This is a genomic window from Hydrogenophaga sp. BPS33, from assembly GCF_009859475.1.
Classification (GTDB): domain Bacteria; phylum Pseudomonadota; class Gammaproteobacteria; order Burkholderiales; family Burkholderiaceae_C; genus Hydrogenophaga.
Genome location: NZ_CP044549.1, coordinates 4,862,720 through 4,881,924, shown reverse-complemented (window position 1 = coordinate 4,881,924; position 19,205 = coordinate 4,862,720). Strand labels below are relative to the sequence as shown.

The 19,205-nt window shown below is 67.5% G+C and carries 11 protein-coding genes; 4 read left to right on the top strand and 7 right to left on the bottom strand.

Features of this window, described 5'->3' with window-relative positions; genetic code table 11:
- Positions 1–53: 53 nt before the first annotated feature.
- From F9K07_RS22480 to F9K07_RS22465, 4 genes are all read right to left on the bottom strand, one after another.
- Positions 54–2,273, bottom strand: coding sequence for a filamentous hemagglutinin N-terminal domain-containing protein (locus F9K07_RS22480; protein ID WP_159595536.1), 2,220 nt, complete (start codon positions 2,271–2,273; stop codon positions 54–56).
- A gap of 423 nt (positions 2,274–2,696) precedes the next feature.
- Positions 2,697–3,833, bottom strand: a complete 1,137-nt coding sequence (locus tag F9K07_RS22475) for an alpha-hydroxy acid oxidase (RefSeq protein WP_159595535.1) — start codon at positions 3,831–3,833, stop codon at positions 2,697–2,699.
- A 133-nt stretch (positions 3,834–3,966) separates the two neighbouring features.
- Positions 3,967–6,111 (bottom strand): penicillin-binding protein 1C, encoded by a 2,145-nt coding sequence (pbpC, locus tag F9K07_RS22470; protein WP_159597050.1) that lies wholly within the window; start codon positions 6,109–6,111, stop codon positions 3,967–3,969.
- Between the two features lie 2 nt (positions 6,112–6,113).
- Positions 6,114–12,059: an alpha-2-macroglobulin family protein gene (locus tag F9K07_RS22465; protein ID WP_159595534.1), complete on the bottom strand. Its 5,946-nt coding sequence runs from the start codon at positions 12,057–12,059 to the stop codon at positions 6,114–6,116.
- 79 nt (positions 12,060–12,138) lie between these two features.
- Between F9K07_RS22465 and F9K07_RS22460 the strand changes: the two genes are divergently transcribed.
- Positions 12,139–12,462 carry a DUF4124 domain-containing protein gene (locus tag F9K07_RS22460; RefSeq protein ID WP_159595533.1) on the top strand — a complete coding sequence of 108 codons (324 nt, stop codon included), beginning with the start codon at positions 12,139–12,141 and terminating at the stop codon, positions 12,460–12,462.
- Between the two features lie 67 nt (positions 12,463–12,529).
- Here F9K07_RS22460 and argH read toward each other — a convergent pair whose 3' ends face one another.
- The gene (gene argH, locus F9K07_RS22455) at positions 12,530–13,981 is read right to left on the bottom strand and encodes an argininosuccinate lyase (protein WP_159595532.1); all 1,452 of its coding nucleotides are present in this window, start codon (positions 13,979–13,981) and stop codon (positions 12,530–12,532) included.
- Between the two features lie 142 nt (positions 13,982–14,123).
- Here argH and F9K07_RS22450 point away from each other — a divergent pair, with 142 nt between their 5' ends.
- The 3 genes from F9K07_RS22450 to F9K07_RS22440 all read left to right on the top strand — a co-directional run bounded on the left by F9K07_RS22450 (position 14,124) and on the right by F9K07_RS22440 (position 17,270).
- Complete coding sequence (locus F9K07_RS22450) at positions 14,124–15,185, top strand: sensor histidine kinase (protein WP_159595531.1); 1,062 nt, start codon at positions 14,124–14,126, stop codon at positions 15,183–15,185.
- A 45-nt stretch (positions 15,186–15,230) separates the two neighbouring features.
- Entirely contained in the window at positions 15,231–15,971 is a 741-nt protein-coding gene (locus F9K07_RS22445) for a LytR/AlgR family response regulator transcription factor (RefSeq protein WP_159595530.1), read from the top strand.
- 312 nt (positions 15,972–16,283) lie between these two features.
- Complete coding sequence (locus F9K07_RS22440; RefSeq protein WP_159595529.1) at positions 16,284–17,270, top strand: transposase; 987 nt, start codon at positions 16,284–16,286, stop codon at positions 17,268–17,270.
- A gap of 241 nt (positions 17,271–17,511) precedes the next feature.
- On the opposite strand, the gene argG is transcribed toward F9K07_RS22440, so the two are convergent.
- Positions 17,512–18,843, bottom strand: coding sequence for an argininosuccinate synthase (argG, locus tag F9K07_RS22435; protein WP_159595528.1), 1,332 nt, complete (start codon positions 18,841–18,843; stop codon positions 17,512–17,514).
- A gap of 34 nt (positions 18,844–18,877) precedes the next feature.
- The gene (gene ppnP / locus F9K07_RS22430; RefSeq protein ID WP_159595527.1) at positions 18,878–19,195 is read right to left on the bottom strand and encodes a pyrimidine/purine nucleoside phosphorylase; all 318 of its coding nucleotides are present in this window, start codon (positions 19,193–19,195) and stop codon (positions 18,878–18,880) included.
- Between the last annotated feature and the right edge of the window lie 10 nt (positions 19,196–19,205).

Here is a 19,205-nt window from a genome sequence, read left to right as displayed (position 1 = left end):
AAATCGGTCTGCAACCCGCGCCAATGCTTGATCTCAGGCTCGGCGCGGACCATTTAACCGGACAGTAGTGGTTCGTAGAAGCCATCACCGAGGCGTTTCTGGACGCTGTCGGGGTCGCTGGAGAGCGCCTTGAGCAGGTAGTCCGAGCCGAGCCACTGGCGTTGATCGGTGAAGCGTGGATCGGTCTCGATCAGGGTGTTGCCTTGGGAATCGGGGTTGGCCTTGAACAAGCCGCTGTGCATCACCGGCGGGATGGCCTGTCCGCCCTGGCTGCGCGCCACGTTGATGGGCGCTCCCCGCTCCTGCACCGCCTGGTACGGGCTGTGTTCGTAGAGCCGGTCGTCGTTCTTGAACAGGCCTTCTTCGCGCCGCCAGCTGTAGACCGCCTGCCCGCTGAGCTCGGTGCGCGCGAGTACCTCGCTGCCCCGGTTCTCCAAACTGGCGCCCTGCACCTTCAATGCCCCGCCGGCGACGATCTCGCTGTTGTGGTTGAGCAGCTGGTCCCGCGCGTTGATCGCCATGTCCCCACCCGAGACGATCTGCCCCGGCGCGCTGCTCAGGACCTTGGGGTTGTACGCCGTGGCCGTGGCATCGATCACCACCCAGTCTTCAAGCGTGCGCGCGGCCACGCTGGCGTTGTAGGCGCCGATCTTCTGGTCCAGCGCGTCTTGCTGCGCGCGCTTGTGCGCGTTGTACTGCGCCATCTGCTGCTGCCAGGCCGGGTCTTCGGAGCCGCCCTGAGGTGGTGGCTCGGGCGGCGAACCGAAGGGCGCAACACCCAGGCGTTGCCAGATCGGGTGCTCGGGCGCGTAGGTGTCCCGAGTGGTCGGGTTGCAGTCCGAGCCCGGGCAGGGCTCTTCGGTGCGGCTGGCTTCGAGCTGGAAGCTGCCGCTCCAGCCCCCCAGGGGCACGGCCCACTGCGCGGCCAGTGCCGGGTATTGGCTGAAGGGGTAATCGCCCGAGGGCAGCAGCACCTGCCATTCGGCCTTGTCCTCGTACCGGTCCAGCCGATCGAAGTTCATCCCCAGTTCTTCGGCCTTGTAGTCCACCCCCTGGTGGCGCAGGCGCAGGTAGCGCTGGCCGGGCTGGGCCACGAGTTCGGTCTGGAAGTGGTCGTTGGCGTTGAGCAGGGTGGGGGTGGTGATGGCCAGATCACCTTGTGCTTCGATGCGCGCTGAGCGGTTCTCGATGCGCTCGGTGGCGGTGAGCGCCATCTTGCCCAGGCTCAGGAGCTCGGCGCCTTCGGTGTTGTGGATCTGAGCGGCCTCGATGTTCAGGCTCTCGCGCGCGGCGATGACACCGCCGTCCTGGTTGCGCACCTCGCTGGCGCTTTGAATCTGGATGTTCTGCCCATAGACCCGGCCGCTGTTGATGAGCTGGCCGTTGGGCAGCAGGGTGAGCTGGCCCTGGCTGGCGATGGTGCCGTTGTTTTTGACGCCCAGGCCGTCTTCGGTGCCCACCAGGAAGATGTGGCCGGCGTACATGCCGCCGATGGCGGCCACGTCCAGGCGCACGGTGGGCTTGGGTGGTGGGGGCGCGTTGAGGTCGGGTGCGATGGGTGTGGTGATGGGGCTGCCGTCGGCGTTGTGGCGGGCCTGGGTTTCTGCCGCACCGGCCACGGCGGTGAGGTAGTTGGCCCAGATGGCGGCGTTGACTTCGATGGCGCGCGCCATGATGGCGGCGTAGTCCGCGCCCCGGGTGTCCAGGCCCAGGCCGTTGATCTGCACCTGACCGCCACGCACACGGTAGCTCTCCAGCGAGCCTTCGTTCATCACCGGGGCGCCGGTGGTGATGGTGATGCCCGAGGCGTTGATGAAGCTGGCGCCGTTCACTTGAATGCCCGCGGGGTTGGCAACAATCACTTCGGCGCGCTGGCCAGCGACTTCGATCGGGCCTTTGAGGTACGAGGGGTTCGTGCTGTTGACTTCGTTGAGGATGACCCGCGCGGACCCCGTGGCCAGCCAGGGGTTGCCAGGAACATGGCCGCCGAGTTGGGTGGGTGTGGCGGTGCGGCTGTTGTTGAGGATGGCGCCTGGGCCGTTCACGTCGAACTGGCGGTAGGTGTTGCGCGAGACGCCGGCGGCGCTCGGGGTCTGGATGTTGACCAAGGGCACGCCGTTGGGGGCGCTCAACACCGTGGGGCGCTGGCGGCCCGGGGCGTTGGGGTCTGCCACGATCTGGGCACGCACCTCGACATGGGTACAGACGATGACCAGCAGGCCGCAAAAACCCGTGGCCGTGGCAACGGCCACGCGCCGGTGGTGCTTGTTCATGGAGGACTCCCTGAGATGAAACTGGTTGTGATCGGCGCAGATCACATCAAAGCTTCAACCCAAAGGACATCGCTCAAAAGGCTGGTTGATGGCCGGTCCATCTCGGACCAGACCCAGACCCGCCAGACCTTTCCACCTGGCACGCGTTCTTGCATCGTGTACCGGGTGGGGTTTTGAATCCGCGGAGTGGCGCAGGGGCTACTTCACGCGTGCCCCTCACCCCAGCCCTCTCCCCAGAGGGGCGAGGGAGTTGAGGCACGGTCTTCGGAGAGCAGTGTCTCTTCCAGAGGCATCGAGGGACGGCTTCGCCGGCCCAAGATGCCGTCCCCCCCCTCCAAGCGCCGAAGGCGCGCCAGAGAGGGGGGAAGCCGCGTCAGCGGCGCAGGGGGGAGCTACGAATGCTCCGGCGCAGGGGGGTGTTCTTCACTTCAGCAGAATGCCCTTGTCCACGGTCTCGATCTGCGTATGGCCGCAGAAGGCCATGGTGAGGTCGAGTTCGCGGTGGATGATGTCCAGGCACTTGCTCACGCCTTCCTCGCCCATCGCGCCCAGCCCATAGAGCATGGACCGGCCGATGTAGACACCGCGCGCGCCCAGCGCTCGCGCCTTGAGCACGTCCTGCCCGCTGCGGATGCCGCCGTCCATGTGCACTTCGATCTGGCGCCCCACGGCGTCCACGATCGTCGGCAGCGCTTCGATGCTGCTTTGCGCGCCATCGAGCTGGCGCCCACCGTGGTTGCTCACGATCAGCGCGTCCGCACCCGAGGCCACGGCCAGCTTCGCGTCTTCCACGTCCTGGATGCCTTTGAGGATCAGCGGGCCGCCCCAGCGCTGCTTGATCCATTCCACGTCGCCCCAGTTGAGTTTGGGGTCGAACTGCTGCGCGGTCCAGGCGCCGAGGTTGGCCATGTCGGTCACGCCCTGCACGTGGCCCACGATGTTGCCGAACTGGCGGCGCGGCGTGCCCAGCATGCCCAGCGCCCAGCGCGGCTTGCTGGCGATGTTGAGGATGTTGGCCAGCGTCATCTTGGGCGGCGCGGTCAGGCCGTTCTTCAGGTCCTTGTGGCGCTGGCCGAGGATCTGCAGGTCCAGCGTGAGCACCAGGGCGCTGCAGCGCGCGGCCTTGGCGCGGTCGATCAGGCGTTCGATGAAGGACCGGTCGCGCATCACGTACAGCTGGAACCAGAAGCCTTCGCCGGCGTGCTGCGCCACGTCTTCGATCGAGCAGATGCTCATGGTGGAGAGCGTGAACGGAATGCCGAACTTGCGCGCGGCGCGCGCCGCGAGGATCTCCCCGTCGGCGTGCTGCATGCCGGTGAGGCCGGTGGGCGCGATGGCCACGGGCATGGCCACGTCCTGCCCGATCATGGTGCTGCGCGTGCTGCGGTTCTCCAAGTTCACCGCCACGCGCTGGCGCAGTTTGATTTTCTGGAAGTCTTCGCTGTTGGCCCGGTAGGTGCTCTCGGTCCAGGAGCCGGAATCGGCGTAGTCGTAGAACATGCGCGGCACGCGGCGCTGGGCCAGGACGCGCAGGTCTTCCACGGTGGTGATCACGGTCATGCGAGGGTCTCCGTTGGGGGGTGGGTCCGGCCTGCGGCCGCAAGCGCTGGTTGGCACGCATGTTAGCGGCGGGCCCGGAAAAGCCGCGTGAAAGCGCGCCGGCGCGGTTTGAAATTTTTGAGGGGAGGCTGGCTCAGCGTGCCTTCACCCCGGCGCCACGCACTTCGAAACGCACTTCGTCCAGCACCGTGCCGCGCGCGTCGGTGAGCTGCATCACGTGCCGGCCGGGCCAGGGCAGCCATTGGAATTGTGCGCCCTGTGCCACCGGTTTGCCGTCCAGGCGCCAGCGTCCGCCCGCGCCCGAGGCGGTGAAGGTCAGGCGCTGGTGCCGGGGCGGAATGTCCGGGTCCAGAGCGACGATGGTGCCCGGCGCCGGCGAGCGGATGTGCAGCGGAGCGCGGCTCCGTTCTGCCGGGGACGCACGCTCCATCGCGAAGCGGGTCTGCTCGGTGCCCTTCAGAAACCATTCGCTGCGCGCCGCCTCCAGGGGCCGATCGCTCTCGGGGCCTTCGAAGGTGGCGCTGGCTTGCACCAGGCCGGGAGGTGGCTGGGGCGCGCGGCTCGGCGTGTGGGCGTGCAGGTGTTGCATGACCGTGGCCCAGACCGGCGCCGCGCCGCTGGTGCCGCTCACGTCCCACATGGGCGCGCCACTGGCATTGCCCACCCACACACCAACGGTGTAGCGCTCGGACCAGCCCACGGCCCAGTTGTCGCGCATGTCCTTGCTGGTGCCGGTCTTCACGGCGGACCAGAAACGTGTGGCCAACAGGCTGTCGGTGCCGAAGGTGCGCGCGCGCGCGTTGCTGTCGCTCAGGATGTCGCCGACGATGAAGGCCGCGCGCGGGTCGATCGCGGGCGCGCCCTGCGGCGGTGAGCCCACCGGCCCATGGCGTCCACCATTGGCCAGGCTGCGGAAGGCGTTGGTGAGCGCGAGCAGCGGCACCTCGGCGCTGCCCAGGGCCAGGCTGTAGCCGTAGAAGCCCGCGCTCTCGCGCAGCGGCAGGCCGACCCGGCCCAGCTGGCGGTGGAAGGCTTCGGGCGAGACCATCACCAGCGTGCGCACGGCCGGCACGTTGAGCGAGGCCGCCAGCGCGGTGCGCGCGGACACCCAGCCCTTGAAGCGGCGGTCGTAGTTCTGCGGGATGTAGAGGCCGCTGGCGGTGGGGATGGCGGCCGGCGAATCGTCCAGCAGCGACGCGGCCGTCATGCGCCGCTCGGCGATGGCTTGCGCATACAGGAAGGGCTTGAGCGTGGAGCCCGGTTGGCGAAGCGCCAGCACGCCGTCGACTTGCGAGGCTGCGCTGAGCGGGCCGGACGAGCCCACCCAGGCCAGCACCTCGCCGCTGGCGTTGTCCAGCACCACCAGTGCGCCGTCCTGCACATTGCGCCCGCGCAGTTCGCGCAGGTGGCGTTGCAAGGTTTGCAGCGCGAAGCGTTGCAGCGGCGCGGACACGGTGGAGCGCACGCTGCGCGCGTCGGGGCCGGCCTCGGCCAGCAGACGCCGCGCGTGGTGCGGCGCGATGCCTTCGCTGGCGGCGAAGTCGCGGCTCTGCAAGGCCAGTGCGGTGGTGATCTGCACCGCTTCGCAATCGACGGGGTGGCCCGGCTGCATGAGCCGCAGCACGCCGCAGGCGCGTTGGCCCACCTGGCGGGGTCGGGCGTTGGGCGCGCGCACCAGCGCCGCGGCCACCGCGGCTTCGCGCTCGTCCAGGCCGTGCGGGGCTTTGCTGAACAGGGTGCGCGAGAGCGCGTCGATGCCGACGAGCTCGCCGCGGAACGGCACGAGGTTCAAGTAGGCCTCCAGGATCTGGTCCTTGCGCCATTGCCGCTCCAGCCGTTGCGCGGCGAGCGCCTGGCCGAGCTTCTGCGTCAGGCGGCGCCCGCCCGCGCCGCGTTGCAAGTCGCCATCGGGCTCGTCGAGCAGGGCGGCGAGCTGCATGGTGATGGTGGAGGCCCCGCGCGTGCGGGTGTTCCAGAGGTTGGCCCAGGCCGCAGCCGAGACCGCGCGCCAGTCCACGCCGCTGTGCTCGTGGAAGCGTTTGTCTTCGCTGAGCACCAGGGCCGTGCGCAAGGCGGGCGACACATCGCCCAAGGCCATCCACGCGCCCCGCCGCACCTGGGGGTCGACCCGCACGCGCTGCAGCAGCTCGCCGTGGCGGTCGAGCACCAGCGCTTCGGACGAGCGCCAATCGGCATGCACCTCGGCGTAGCTGGGCAGGGCTTGCGCGGGCAGCGCCACGCACAGGCCCAGGGCCAGGGCCGCGAGCGCTCGGCGCAGTTTCACCGTGCGGCCTCCACTTTCACGCGCGCGTTCGGGGCCTCGCCGAACATCTCGGGCGCGTACAGCGCTTCCACGCGGCTGGGCGGCAGCGCGAAGTCGCCCACGTTGTTCAGGCGCACGGTGTATTCCATCTTCAACACGCCCTTGGGCACGTACTCGTAGTAGCCGCGGTAGGCCTCGAAGCTGCGTTCTTCGAAGGCCGGCCAGGCGTTGCCCGACGCCCGTTTTTCGCCCGAGGTGGCGATCTGCGAATCGCGCCCCAGGCCGCCGCCCAGAATGGTCGCGCCGCCGGGGATCGGGTCGGTCACCGCGACCCAGGTCATGTCGGCCGAGGCATTGACTTCCAGCGACACGCGCAGCACGTCGCCGCGCGTGTACTGGCCGCTGACCGCCTGCTCCACCGGCGTGATGCTCTTCTTGATCGTGTAGCCCGCGCTGAACGGCGCCTTGAGCGGCACGGCGGCGAGCGACTGCAGCGTGAGCCAGGGCTTGCCCGCGCCCTGGTGCACCACCTGCAGCGTGTCGGCACCGCCATCGGCCTTCCAGGGCAGGAAGCCGGTGTTGTTCCTCAGTTGGCCAGGACTGGCCGGCGCGCCGAACCCGGTGGTCTGGTGCGCAGCGCCGCTGGCGTCGCTGCTCTTCACCCGCTCGACCTTGGCCCAGTCGATGTTCGCTGACGAGGTGCCCAGGGTGGCGCGCGTCACGCCGGCCACCGGCGTGGCCTCGAACTTGGCGGAGAACTTCTCCAGCGCCAAGCCACCCCACAGGTTGGCGGTGGTGGTGTGCCAGGCGCCGTTCTGCTGGCGGCCGATGAAGCCGCTGGCCAGGCGGCCCATGTCGTCCTGCCAGGCCGGGTCGTCCATCACGGTGAGCAGCAGGCGCGCGGTGTTCACGTCGCCGTTGGCCATGAGCCACCACCAGTAGTCGTCGCGCTCGGTGCTGAACACGAGCTTGGTGCCCTGGTGGCTCAGGCGCGCGCGCAGCACCTGCATGGCCTCGCCCAGGCGCTGTTCGCGCTGGGGCACGTCGGCCACGCGCTTCAAGATGTTGATCCAGTCGATCACCGCGCTGGTGGGCCATTGGTTGGGCGCGATCGTGATGCTGCCGGCCATGCGGCCCTGCGCCTTGCCGTACCGCGACAGCGCTTCGAGGGCCGCCAGTTTGCGCACGTCCAGGTCCTTGCGCGGGCTCCAGAACTCGCGCGTGATGCGGCCTTCGACGAAGGCGATCAGGCCGCGCTCCATCGGCGCGCGGGCGTCGTCGGGCAGGCCGAAGGCCGGGTCGATGGCCGAGGCCTCGTGCGTGGCCGCGAGCAGGTAGGCGGTCAGGATGTCGCTGCCCCGGCTGCCATCGCCTTCGCGCGGCGGGAAGTAGGTGGCCAGGCCGTCGGCATCCAGGTAGCTGGGCAGTTGCGTCACCACGCCTTGCCACAGTTGGGCATCGCGCAGGCCGATGGCCTTGCTGGTTTTTTGCTCCAGGCAGACGAAGGGGTAGTTGGCGAACCAGTCGCGCACGCCGGGCAGGCCTTCCCCCAGCTTGGGCTGCAGCGCGAGCTTCAAGCCGCCCCGGCCGGCCAGTGCGCCTGCCGGCGCACTGGCGCCGAGCTGGAACGCGCCATCGACCTGCACCAGCGTGGCCTGCTGCACCGAGAGCGGCACGGCCGGCACGATGCGCTGGCTCGCCTTGAGCGCGTCCCTGGCACCGCCCAGGGTGTCCTTGGCTTCGATTTCCCACAGGATGGCTTCGGCCCGCGCGAGCGCCAACTGCGCGGGGGCGGTCACGTTCCAGGCCACTTCACGGGCTTCGCCCGCGGGAATGTCCAGCGTCTGCGGTGCCAGCGTGAGCAAGGTGGCGCGTGGCGACACCTCGACCTTCATGGCCTTCTGCGTCGTGTTGCGCAAGGTGAGTTGCGCGCGGAACTGGTCGTCTTCGCGCACCAGCGGCGGCAGGCCGCTGATGATTTGCAGGTCCTGCGTGGCGCGCACGCTGGTCTGGCCGGTGCCGAAGAGGCCCGTGCCCATGTCCACCACGGCGACGATCTGGAAGGTGGTGAGCGCGTCGTTGAGCGGCACCGTCACGACCGCCTGGCCCTTCGCGTCCAGCGCCACCTTGGGGTTCCAGAGCAGCAAGGTGTCGAGCAGTTCGCGCGTGCCGCTCTTGCCGCCACCGCCGCCCGCGGGCACGGCTTTGCGGCCGTAGTGCCGCCGGCCGATGATTTCCATTTGCGCGGTCGACGTCTCCACGCCCCAGGCGCGTTGCTGCAGCATCGCATCCAGCAGGTTCCAGCTGCGGTTGGGCATGAGTTCGAGCAGGGCCTGGTCCACGGCGGCCAGCGCCACCTCCGCGTGCGCGGCGGGCTGGCCATTGGGCAGCTTCGCGCTGATGGTGACCTTTGCTTGCCCGCGCACGGGGTAACTTTCCTGGTCGGCCTTCACGCTCACGGCGAGTTGGTGCGCCTGGGTGCCCACGCGGATCTCGGCCACGCCGAGGCGGAAAGCGGGTTTGCTCAGGTCGACCAGGGTGGTCGGCGCCACGTATTCGCGGCCTTCATGCCAGAACGCAGTCCACCATTCGCGCGGCGCCTTGTAGCCCCAGGTGAAGAACGAGTACCACGGCACCTCGCGCAGCCGGCCGCGCAGGGCCAGCACGCTCACGTACACGTTCGGTCCCCAGCTCTCCTGGATCTTGAGCTGCACGGTCGGGTCCTGCCCGTTGAGTTGCACTACCTGCGATTCGATGATGCCTTCGCGCTCCACCGTGAGCAGCGCGGTGGCGAAGCGGAACGGCATGCGCACCTGGAACTTCGCGGTCTCGCCGGGTTGGTAGGTTTTCTTCTCGGGCAGCAGGTCGATTCGGTCGTGGTTCTCGCCGCCGAACCAGAGCTCGCCCTGGCGCGTCACGTAGACGGCACTGGCGGCCTGGATGCTGCGGCCCGAGGCGTCCTTGGCGGTCACGATCAGTTCCACCTCGCCCGGTTCGCCCAGCCGGGTCTCGCACAACAGCAGGCCGCGCGCATCGCTCTTGCCGCTGCAGACCGAGCCGAGGTCCTTGGTTTCGGTCTTGTTGTCGTAGGTGTAGAAGCCGCCCACCATGCGCTTGCGGCTGGTGGTGGTGATGTGCGCCAGCGCCTTCACGTCCAGCGCCACGCCGGCCGCGGGCTTGCCCGCGAGGTCCAGCGCCAGGGCCTGGAACTGGATCTTCTGGCTGGCCGACACCCAACCCTCGGTCTTGATGCCCGCCACCACTTGAGCGGGCCACACGGTGGAGACGCTGCGCAGCGTCTGCACCTCGCCATTGGGGTCGGCGTAAGTGGCTTCGAGCAGCAGCTCCTGCGGTTGCGGCGCGGTGGGCACCTGGTCGATGGTGAGCTTGCCCGCGCCATTGCGGTCCAGCGTGAGGGGCAGCTTGTCCGCGATCACGCGCTGGTCCTGCGAAGCGCTGGCCTCTTCTTCACCTTCCTCATCGCCCGCGCTGCCGTCGGCGCGGGGCGGCTGGAAGCTGAAACCTTCGAAGTCGTTGAAGCTCAGGAACTTGTTGCGCACCAGGGCCGACACGCGCACCGGCAGGTTGGCCGCGCCGCCGCCCGAGACGTAGTTGACCTGCAACTGCGTCGGCACCGCCTTCACATTGACCAGCGCCTGTTTTTCTTCAGGCGCGATGCGGCCTTCTAACACCGGCAGGCGGAACTCTTCGACGCGGAATTCCCCCGTGCCGTACTGGCGTTCGTTGTCGTCCTGGCTCTTGAGCATCACCTCGTAGCGGCCCAGCTTGGCGCTGGCGGGCACGGCAAACGTGCTGTCCGCGCTCTGGCCGCCGGTGGCCGTCTTGCGCCAGGCCACGGCCTGCGTGTATTGCTGACCACTGCCGGTGTGCGTGACCATCAGGGTATCGGGCAAGGTTTGCGGCAGGCCGAAGCCCTGGCTGGTTTCGGTGCGGATGAGGTGCTTCATCGACACCGTCTCGCCGGCGCGCAGCAGCGTGCGGTCGAACACCGTGTGGGCGCGCTCGTCGGGGCGGGCTTCGCGGCTGGTGGGGTGGTTGAAGCGCCAGGGTTCGATGCCGCGGTACCAGTCGCTCCAGGTGAAGGCCATGTCGTCCACCGCGCCGTCTTTCAGGCGCGCGCTCACGAAATAGGCCTGGGTGCTCGCGCCGTCCTCGCTGTCGCAGTAGGGCGCCTGCGGAGGCACGCCCTTCAAGTCCACCACGCCTTGCGCGTTGGTGGTGCCGGTGGCGATCTCCTTGCCGGTGCAGTCAGACACGCGCACGAGCGCACCCGCTGCGGGCTTGCCCTTGTCCAGCGTGGTCACCCAGGCCAGCGCGTTCTCGCGGCCGAGCTTGAAGTGCACGCCCAGGTTGGTCACCAGGGCCGAGGTGCGCACATACATCGTGCGTTGCGCGCCATAGCGCGGATCCAGCAGCGAGCCGCCGAGCGCGGGCGAAGCGATCTCCACCACATGGAAGCCGGGCGTGAGCGGAATGCCCACCACCTCGAAGGGGCGCGGATCGTTGCTGGCGGGTTGGGGCAGGTCCATCGCCTTGACGCCGGGCTTGCCTTTGAGCAGCGAGACCGCGCGCGACTCCACCCAGCGTTCGTCCCGCTCTTCCAGTGCCTTGGGCAGCGGGCCGACGGTGTCGGCGCGCGCCTGTTCGCGCGTGACGTTGAACTGGTCGTAGCGCCGCAGCTTGCGGAACCAGGCGATGATCTCCGCGTCGCTCCTGGGCTGCAGCGCGTTCACCTGGCCCGGCGCGAGCCCTTGCACCTTCAGCGCGGCTTCCACTTTGCGCAGGGTCACCGGCAGCAGGGGCGTGCCGCCGGGCTCGGCGAAGCGCTCGACAATGCCGAAGGGTGCGGCGGCGAACTTGGCCAGGGGCGGCATGGGGCCGGTGGACACGGCCAGTGGGAAGCTGTCGGCGTTGACCGCGTTGCGCCCGGCGGCGTCCTGGAAGTCTTTCTGCAGTTCCACGGTGAACGCGGCGCTCTCGCCGAACGGCGGCTTGAAAGACACCGAAGAGACCACGCTGTCGCCGTCGGCGTTGTCGTCCTCGAACGCCGGCTTGTGCGTCTGCCGCTGCGACTTCAGTCGGATGCCCTCTGCCAGCTTGCGCGGCACCGGCGCGTTGAAGTTCAGCGACATCGGCCGGATCGGCAGGCACGCGGCCTGCGCATTTTCACGCTCGCAGTTGAAGCCCACGGTGAAGGCTTCGCGCACCTGGAAGTTGAAGCGCCTTTCGACCGAATTCGCGACGCCCGAGGGTGTGGCCACGCCCTTGCCGAACACGAGGGACATCTTGGTGTCCGGCGTGAGGCGTCGGTTGCACGCCAGCGTCAGGTGGCGTTGCGGCTCCTGGGTGGCGGCCTTGTCCCAGCCGTTGGCCTTGAGCAGCGCGGCGCGCTCGTCGCCGTCGATGAGCCGCACCGGCACGCGCTCGCCCAGTCCTTCCACTGCGCACCAGACGTTCGATTGCACGCTGGCCGGTGTCGCCGCGCCGTTGAGCCGCAATACGAAGTACTGTTCCTCGTCGATGCGCGAGGAAGCACCGGGGCGCACCTGCTGCACGAAAGGCCCGCCGGTGTTGAAGGCGAAGCGCGACACCGCCAGCTCTGCGCCCTTGGGCGACTTGAAGCCGCTCCTGACCTGCACCGTGCAGCGCACGCCTGGAGGCAGGTCGTTCTCGAATTCAAAGGCCCATTCGCGTTCGTTGACCCAGCGGCCGTTGCCTTGCGTGGCCTGTGCGTCGCTGCAGCTGAGCGAGACGGGTGCGGGGGCTTTCGGGTCGCCGAACGTGACGGCGGCCTCGTCGAACTTCACGACGACCTGGCGGACCCGGGAGACCTCGCCCTTGGGAGAGGTGCTGACGATCTGCAACGCGGACGCCGGCAGGGCAGCGGCGAGCAGGGCGATGGCGACAAAACGAGACAGGATCTTGTTCAAGGCTTCCTCCATGACAAGCGCCAAGCGTAGCTTGAAAAGACGGGTGGACGAATGGCGGGAACCGTGAGACCGTGGCACCATCCCAATCCCCATGAGCCGCCCGTTCCTTGCTCCCGTTCTCGCGCTCGCCCTGATGCTGGCCATGCCGGGTTGGGCGCAGCCGGCCGAGGTGTTCCGGTGGACGGACGAATATGGCCAGGTGGTGTATGGCACCTGGGTTCCCGAGCGCTACCGGGCCAACGCTGTGCCCGCCAACGCGCCCCTGCCGCGCGGCACCAGCGCCTGCGAGGCGAAATGGCACCGCTACCTGGCCAGCGCTGCCTGCTTCGACCAGTACCGCGTGGTCGGCGGTGGCCTCAAGCCCGAGGCCTACCAGTATTGCACCGAGGTGCCGCGGCCTGATCCTTGTACCTGAGGAGGAAACCGAGCCCGTCAACGGTCAACGCGCAGTCGACCATCGACGCGTCGCCTGCGCGGCAGCCTTAGCCCAGGCGCTTGCGGTGCCGCGCAATCTGCGCGCGCACCTGTGCCGGCGCCGTGCCGCCCAAGGTGTTGCGCGCTTCCAGGCTGCCCCGCAGGCTCAGGCATTCGTACACGTCCTTCTCGATCGACGCGTGGAAACCCTGCAGCACTGCCAGCGGCAGTTCGGAGAGGTCGCAGTTGTGCGACACAGCCGCCTTGACCGCGTGCGCGACGGTTTCGTGGGCGTCGCGAAACGGCAGGCCCTTCTTCACCAGGTAGTCGGCCAGGTCGGTGGCGGTGGCGTAGCCCTTCTTGGCCGCTTCTTCCATCGCCAATGCGTTCACCGTGATGCCGCCTTCCTTCTGGCCGGAGGCCGGGTTCACCTGCCCGCCCACCATTTCGCTGAAGATGCGCAGCGTGTCCTTGAGCGTGTCGACCGTATCGAACAGCGGCTCCTTGTCTTCCTGGTTGTCCTTGTTGTAGGCCAGGGGCTGGCCTTTCATGAGCGTGATCAGGCCCATGAGGTGGCCCACCACGCGGCCGGTCTTGCCGCGCGCGAGTTCGGGCACGTCCGGGTTTTTCTTCTGCGGCATGATCGACGAGCCGGTGGTGAAGCGGTCGGCGATCTTCACGAAGCCGAAGTTCTGGCTCATCCACAGAATGAGTTCTTCGCTGAAGCGGCTGATGTGCACCATGCACAACGAGGCGGCGGCGGTGAATTCGATCGCGAAGTCGCGGTCGCTCACGCCGTCCAGGCTGTTCATGCACACCTGCGGCTCGCCACGCTCGTTCACCATGCCCAGGGTGCGGGCCACGCGTTCACGGTCCAGTGGGTAGGTGGTGCCGGCCAGCGCGGCGCTGCCCAGGGGCAGGCGGTTGGTGCGGCGGCGCACATCGCCCAGGCGCTCGGCGTCGCGCGAGAACATCTCCACATAGGCCAGCAGGTGGTGCGCGAAGCTCACCGGTTGCGCGACCTGCAGGTGGGTGAAGCCGGGCAGGATCACGTCCACGTTCTTCTCGGCCACCTCCACCAGCGCGGTCTGCAGCTCGCCGAGCAGGGAGGTGATGAGGTCGATCTCGCCGCGCAGCCACAGGCGCACGTCGGTGGCGACCTGGTCGTTGCGGCTGCGCCCGGTGTGCAGGCGTTTGCCCGCATCGCCCACGAGCTGGGTCAGGCGCGCTTCGATGTTGAGGTGCACGTCTTCCAGGTCGAGCTTCCACTCGAACTCGCCGCGTTCGATCTCGGCCGTGATCTGCGCCATGCCGCGCTGGATGGCCTCCAAGTCGGCTGTGGCGATGATGGACTGGTGCGCGAGCATTTCGGCGTGGGCGAGGCTGCCGGCGATGTCGGCCTGCCAGAGGCGTTTGTCGAAAAAGACGCTGGCGGTGTAGCGCTTGACCAACTCGCTCATCGGCTCTGAGAATAGGGCAGACCAGGCTTCGGATTTCTTGTCGAGTTGGTTGGTAGACATGGTGTTGCCAGCGGCGGATGGGAAATGAAAGGAGCGGAGGACCGCGCGGGATGGGGCTGGGGCCAACGGGGCCCGGGCCGGTTTTTGGCGCAAGATCTGCACAGACCCTCAGGGGACTGACCCGAAGACGGACGAGCACCCCATGAAAGACTCCAGAATTTTATCGACCTTCCAGGACTTGGCCCATGCGGCCGGTGCGCGCCCGATCGCGGAGATGCCCGAGCACGTGCGTGCTCGCATCCAGGTGTTCGACACCTGCCAGGTCGGCACGGTGCTGCGCGCGGTGCTGTTCGTGGAGGCCATCGTGGCGGTGGCGGCCTTGTTCGTGGCGCCGAGCCTGCTGGGCTGGATCACGCAGATGGCGATCTTCACCGGTGCGGCGCTGCCGGCCGTGCTGGCCTGGCTGCTCACCGTCTGCGGGCTCAAGCGGCAACTCGGGCTGTTGCCCGTGGGCGGGCAGTGGGCTGCGTCCGTGGGGTTGGGGGCGTTGTCGGGTTTGTACGGTTGTGGCTTGCTGGTGTGGATGGCCCTGGCCGAGGAAGCGCCGTGGTTGGCCAGCGGCGCAGCGGGGGCCTTGGTGGCAGCGGTAATGGTGGCCGCGCTCATGTGGCGCGCGCGGGCGCGTGGTCCGGCGGGCGCCACGGCGCGCCTGGCCGAGCTGCAGGCCCGCATCCGCCCGCATTTTCTGTTCAACACGCTCAACAGCGCCATTGCCCTGGTGCGCGAGGAGCCGGCCAAGGCCGAAAGCCTGCTGGAAGACTTGAGCGAGCTGTTTCGCCACGCTCTGGCCGACAGCAAGGAAGCGGTTCCTTTGCGCCAGGAACTGGCGCTGGCCGAGCACTACCTGGCGATCGAGCAGGTGCGTTTCGGTGAACGCCTGCGGGTGGAGTGGAGCGTGGACGACACGGCGTCCAAGGCCAAGTTGCCGCCCCTCATCCTGCAGCCACTGGTGGAGAATGCGGTGAAACACGGCGTGGAACCGAGTGCTACTGGCGCGGTGGTGCGCATCAGCACCCAGCGCCGGGGTAGCGTGGTGGTGATCAAGGTCACCAACACGGTACCGGCGGGCAGCGGGCGGCGCGGCAATGGGCTGGCGCTGGACAACGTGCGGCAGCGGCTGACGCTGTTGCACGACATGCAGAGCCACTTCCAGGCTGCATTGGTGAATGGGGTGTTTCAGGTGAGGCTCGAAATACCGGTATAAGCGGGGGTATGAACCCAACGACCGGCCCAGGCAACGGAGCGTGACATGACACTGAAGGTATTGATCGTTGACGACGAAGCGCTGGCGCGCTCCCGCATGCGCACGCTGCTGGGCGAATGCACGGATCCCAGGGTCGACGTGGTGGGCGAGGGCTCCAATGCGGTTCAGGCCATGGACCAGATCCAGCGCACCGGTTGCGATCTGGTCATGCTCGACATCCACATGCCCGGCGTGGACGGCATGGCCCTGGCTTCCACGCTTCGGGGCATGCCTGCGCCGCCGGCCATTGTGTTCGTGACCGCGTACGCCGAACACGCGGTGCACGCCTTCGAACTCGAAGCGGTGGACTACCTCACCAAGCCGGTGCGGCGTGAGCGGCTGCAACAGGCTTTGCAAAAGGTGGTGCGCATGCGCAGCGCCGCCGATACAGTGCAGGACAACGGTTTGCCCGAGAGCCTGATCATCCAGGAGCGGGGTCGCAGCGAACGGGTGGCGTTGTCGGACGTGATCTACCTCAAGGCCGAACTGAAGTACATCACCGTGCGCACGGCGGACAAGGAGCACATCTTCGATGGCGCGCTGAGCGATCTGGAGCAGCGCTATTCGCACCTGTTCGTGCGTGTGCACCGCAACGCGCTGGTCTCGCGCAGGGCGGTTCGAGCGGTGGAGAAGTACAACGACCCGGTCGATGGCGAGGGCTGGACGGTGCGCCTGGATGGCGTGGACGAACGCCTTGCGGTTTCTCGGCGCCAATTGGCGGCGGTGCGCGAAGCTTTGATGAGTTGAGGTTTCTTTGGCGTTGCTCCGGTCGTCGGTGGCTGGGGTGATCGCCTCCGCGGGTGTCCCCCGCCCAGGGCTTCGCCCTGGTCTCCTCCTGATATTGTTCAAACTGCTCTCCTCGCGCCGAAGAGAGCCCGTAGTGTGACCCCGATCTCCTCCTTTGGAATTGCCTCCCGCGGTAAAGAGTGGGGCACGCTCTCGGATTCGACGCTGTAGCTCGAACGGTGTCTTGGGGCGCCGCCGGTCTGTGGCCAGCGGCGACCTCGCATATCAGGATGCGCAAGTCGGATATGGCGCTGTTGTTGACAGGAGAACGGCATGACTTCATCGCTGGGCGTGGATGTCAGCAAGGCCAAGCTCGATGTGGCCTTGCTCAACGACGAAGGCAAGTACCGCTGCAAGGTGTTTGCCAATTCAGGCATGGGCTTCGCAGCCTTGCATCAATGGCTGCAGACCCACCTGCCGCAAGGCCAGGAGCTCGCTGCGCTGCATGTTTGCATGGAAGCCACAGGCTCGTACCACGAACCGCTGGCACTGCACCTGCACGACCTGGGTGTGCGGGTCTCGGTGGTCAACCCCTTGAGGGTCAAGCGGTTCATCGAACTCGAGGGCACGCGCAACAAGACCGACCAGGGGGATTCGAAGAGCCTGGCGCGGTTCTGCCGCATGGCCTCGCCCGAGCTGTGGGAGGCGCCAGCGCCTGGTGTGCGTGCGCTGCAGGCCTTGGTCGCCAGACTGGATGCCCTGCAGGAAATGCGCCAGTGCGAGGCCAACCGCCTGGAGGTGGCCCATGGCGTTGTGCAAGCCTCGCTGCACGAGATGCTGGCGACCCTGGACAAGACGATCGCCCAGGTCAAGGCGCAAATCCGCCAAACCATTGATGACGATCCGCATCTGCGAGGACGTGCCCAGCTGTTGCACAGCATCCCCGGACTGGGCGATCGGACCATCCCTCAGTTGCTGGCCTACATTGGCCGACCCGAACGGTTCAAGAGCGTCAAGGCGTTGATTGCCTACGCGAGTCTGTCGCCCGCGATCCGTCAGTCCGGCACATCGCTGAACAAGCGGGGCGGCACGCACGCGCAGGGCCACCGTCAGCTCAAGCATGCGCTGTACTTCCCGGCCATGGTCGCGGGCCGGCACAACCCGGCTGTGGCCGCGTTCTGGCAACGTTTGAAGGCTCAGAACAAACCGGGCAAAGTGATCGTCGTGGCATGTATGCACAAGCTGTTGGCCATCGTTTATGGCGTGCTCAAATCCAGAACACCTTTCGATGCCACTCGTTTCTGCGATGCAAACACTTGACAGGCACAACGGTGTCTTTACCCCGCTGCGGCGATCACCCCAGCCACCGGCGACCTCCCTGCGTGCGAAGCGTGGTCGCGCGTGTATCGCTTATCGCTTATGGCTTGGGCGTGCAGGGCGTTCTGCGCAGCGGGGTAAAGGAGGAGCCGCCCTCCCGGCGGCGGGGGACACCCGCGGAGCAGAGCGCCCTGTGCGCCCAAGCCCGCGAGGTCTCAGCGTGAAGACGCTACGGAAAAAACGATCACTCGCCTTCGAGCTTCAACATCTGCGAACCCTCGCCCAACGACAGCAGGCCGGACTTGGCGTACGTGCTCAGCTTCGCCCGTGTGTCGGTGATGTCGAGGTTGCGCATGGTCAGCTGGCCAATGCGGTCCAGCGGCGAGAACGGCGCGTCTTCCACCTTCTCCATGCTCAGGCGCTCGGGCGCGTAGGTGAGGTTGGCGCTCTCGGTGTTGAGGATGGAGTAGTCGTTGCCACGGCGCAGCTCCACCGTGACCTCGCCCGTGATCGCGCGCGCCACCCAGCGCTGCGCGGTTTCGCGCAGCATGATGGCCTGCGGATCGAACCAGCGGCCCTGGTACAGCAGCCGGCCCAGGCGCAGGCCGTTGATGCGGTACTGCTCGATCGTGTCCTCGTTGTGAATGCCCGTCACCAGGCGCTCGTAAGCAATGAACAGCAGCGCCAGCCCCGGGGCTTCGTAGATGCCGCGGCTCTTGGCTTCGATGATGCGGTTCTCGATCTGGTCGCTCATGCCCAGACCGTGGCGCCCGCCGATCTCGTTGGCCTTGAGGAACAGGTCGACCGGGTTGGCGAAGGTCTGGCCGTTGAGGGCCACCGGCTGGCCTTCCTCGAAACGCACGGTGACCTCTTCGGCCTTGACCGCGCAATCCTCGCGCCAGAACGGCACGCCCATGATCGGGTTGACGATGCGGATGCCGCTGTTCAGGTGCTCCAGGTCTTTCGCCTCGTGCGTGGCGCCGAGCATGTTGCTGTCGGTGCTGTAGGCCTTCTCGGCGCTCATCTTGTAGCCAAAGCCGTTGGCCGTCATGAAGGCGCTCATCTCGGCACGGCCGCCCAGTTCGTCGATGAACTTCTGGTCGAGCCAGGGCTTGTAGATCTTCAGGCTGGGGTTGGTCAACAGGCCGTAGCGGTAGAAGCGCTCGATGTCGTTGCCCTTGAAGGTCGAGCCGTCGCCCCAGATGTGGACGTCGTCTTCCTTCATCGCGGCCACCAGCATGGTGCCGGTGACGGCGCGGCCCAGCGGCGTGGTGTTGAAATAGGTGATGCCGGCGGTGCTGATGTGGAAGGCGCCGCTTTGCAGGGCGGCAATGCCTTCGTGGGCCAGTTGCGTGCGGCAGTCGATCAGGCGCGCCTTCTCGGCACCGTAGGCCATGGCCTTGCGCGGGATCTCGTCGTAGTCCGGCTCGTCGGGCTGGCCCAGGTTGGCGGTGTAGGCGTAGGGGATCGCGCCTTTTTGCTTCATCCACAGCAGCGCGGCGGACGTGTCCAGCCCGCCGGAGAAGGCGATGCCGACTTTCTGTTGCAGGGGGAGGTTCTGAAGAATGGTGGCCATGGGGTGTCTTTCGGTGTCGATGGCGGCGGATCGATCAGCCGAAGTGGCAGATGTAGTGGTAGGGCTCGGTCACGCGGATCTGGAAGCTGCTGTTGCCGGGCACGCTGAACTTCTCGCCGGGGCCGGACTTCTTCCACTCGCTGGTGCCGGCCAGTTGGTATTCGCAGCCGCCAGCCACGCATTCCATGATTTCGGGCGCGCCGGTGTTGAAGGTGAGCGTGGCGGGCAGCACCACACCGACCGACTTTTTCGTGCCATCGGCAAAGGTGATGCCGTGGCTGACGCATTTGCCGTCGAAGTACACGCTGGCCTGGGTGTTGACGGTCACGCCGTCGAATTGGGTGGTGCTCATGGTGATGGGA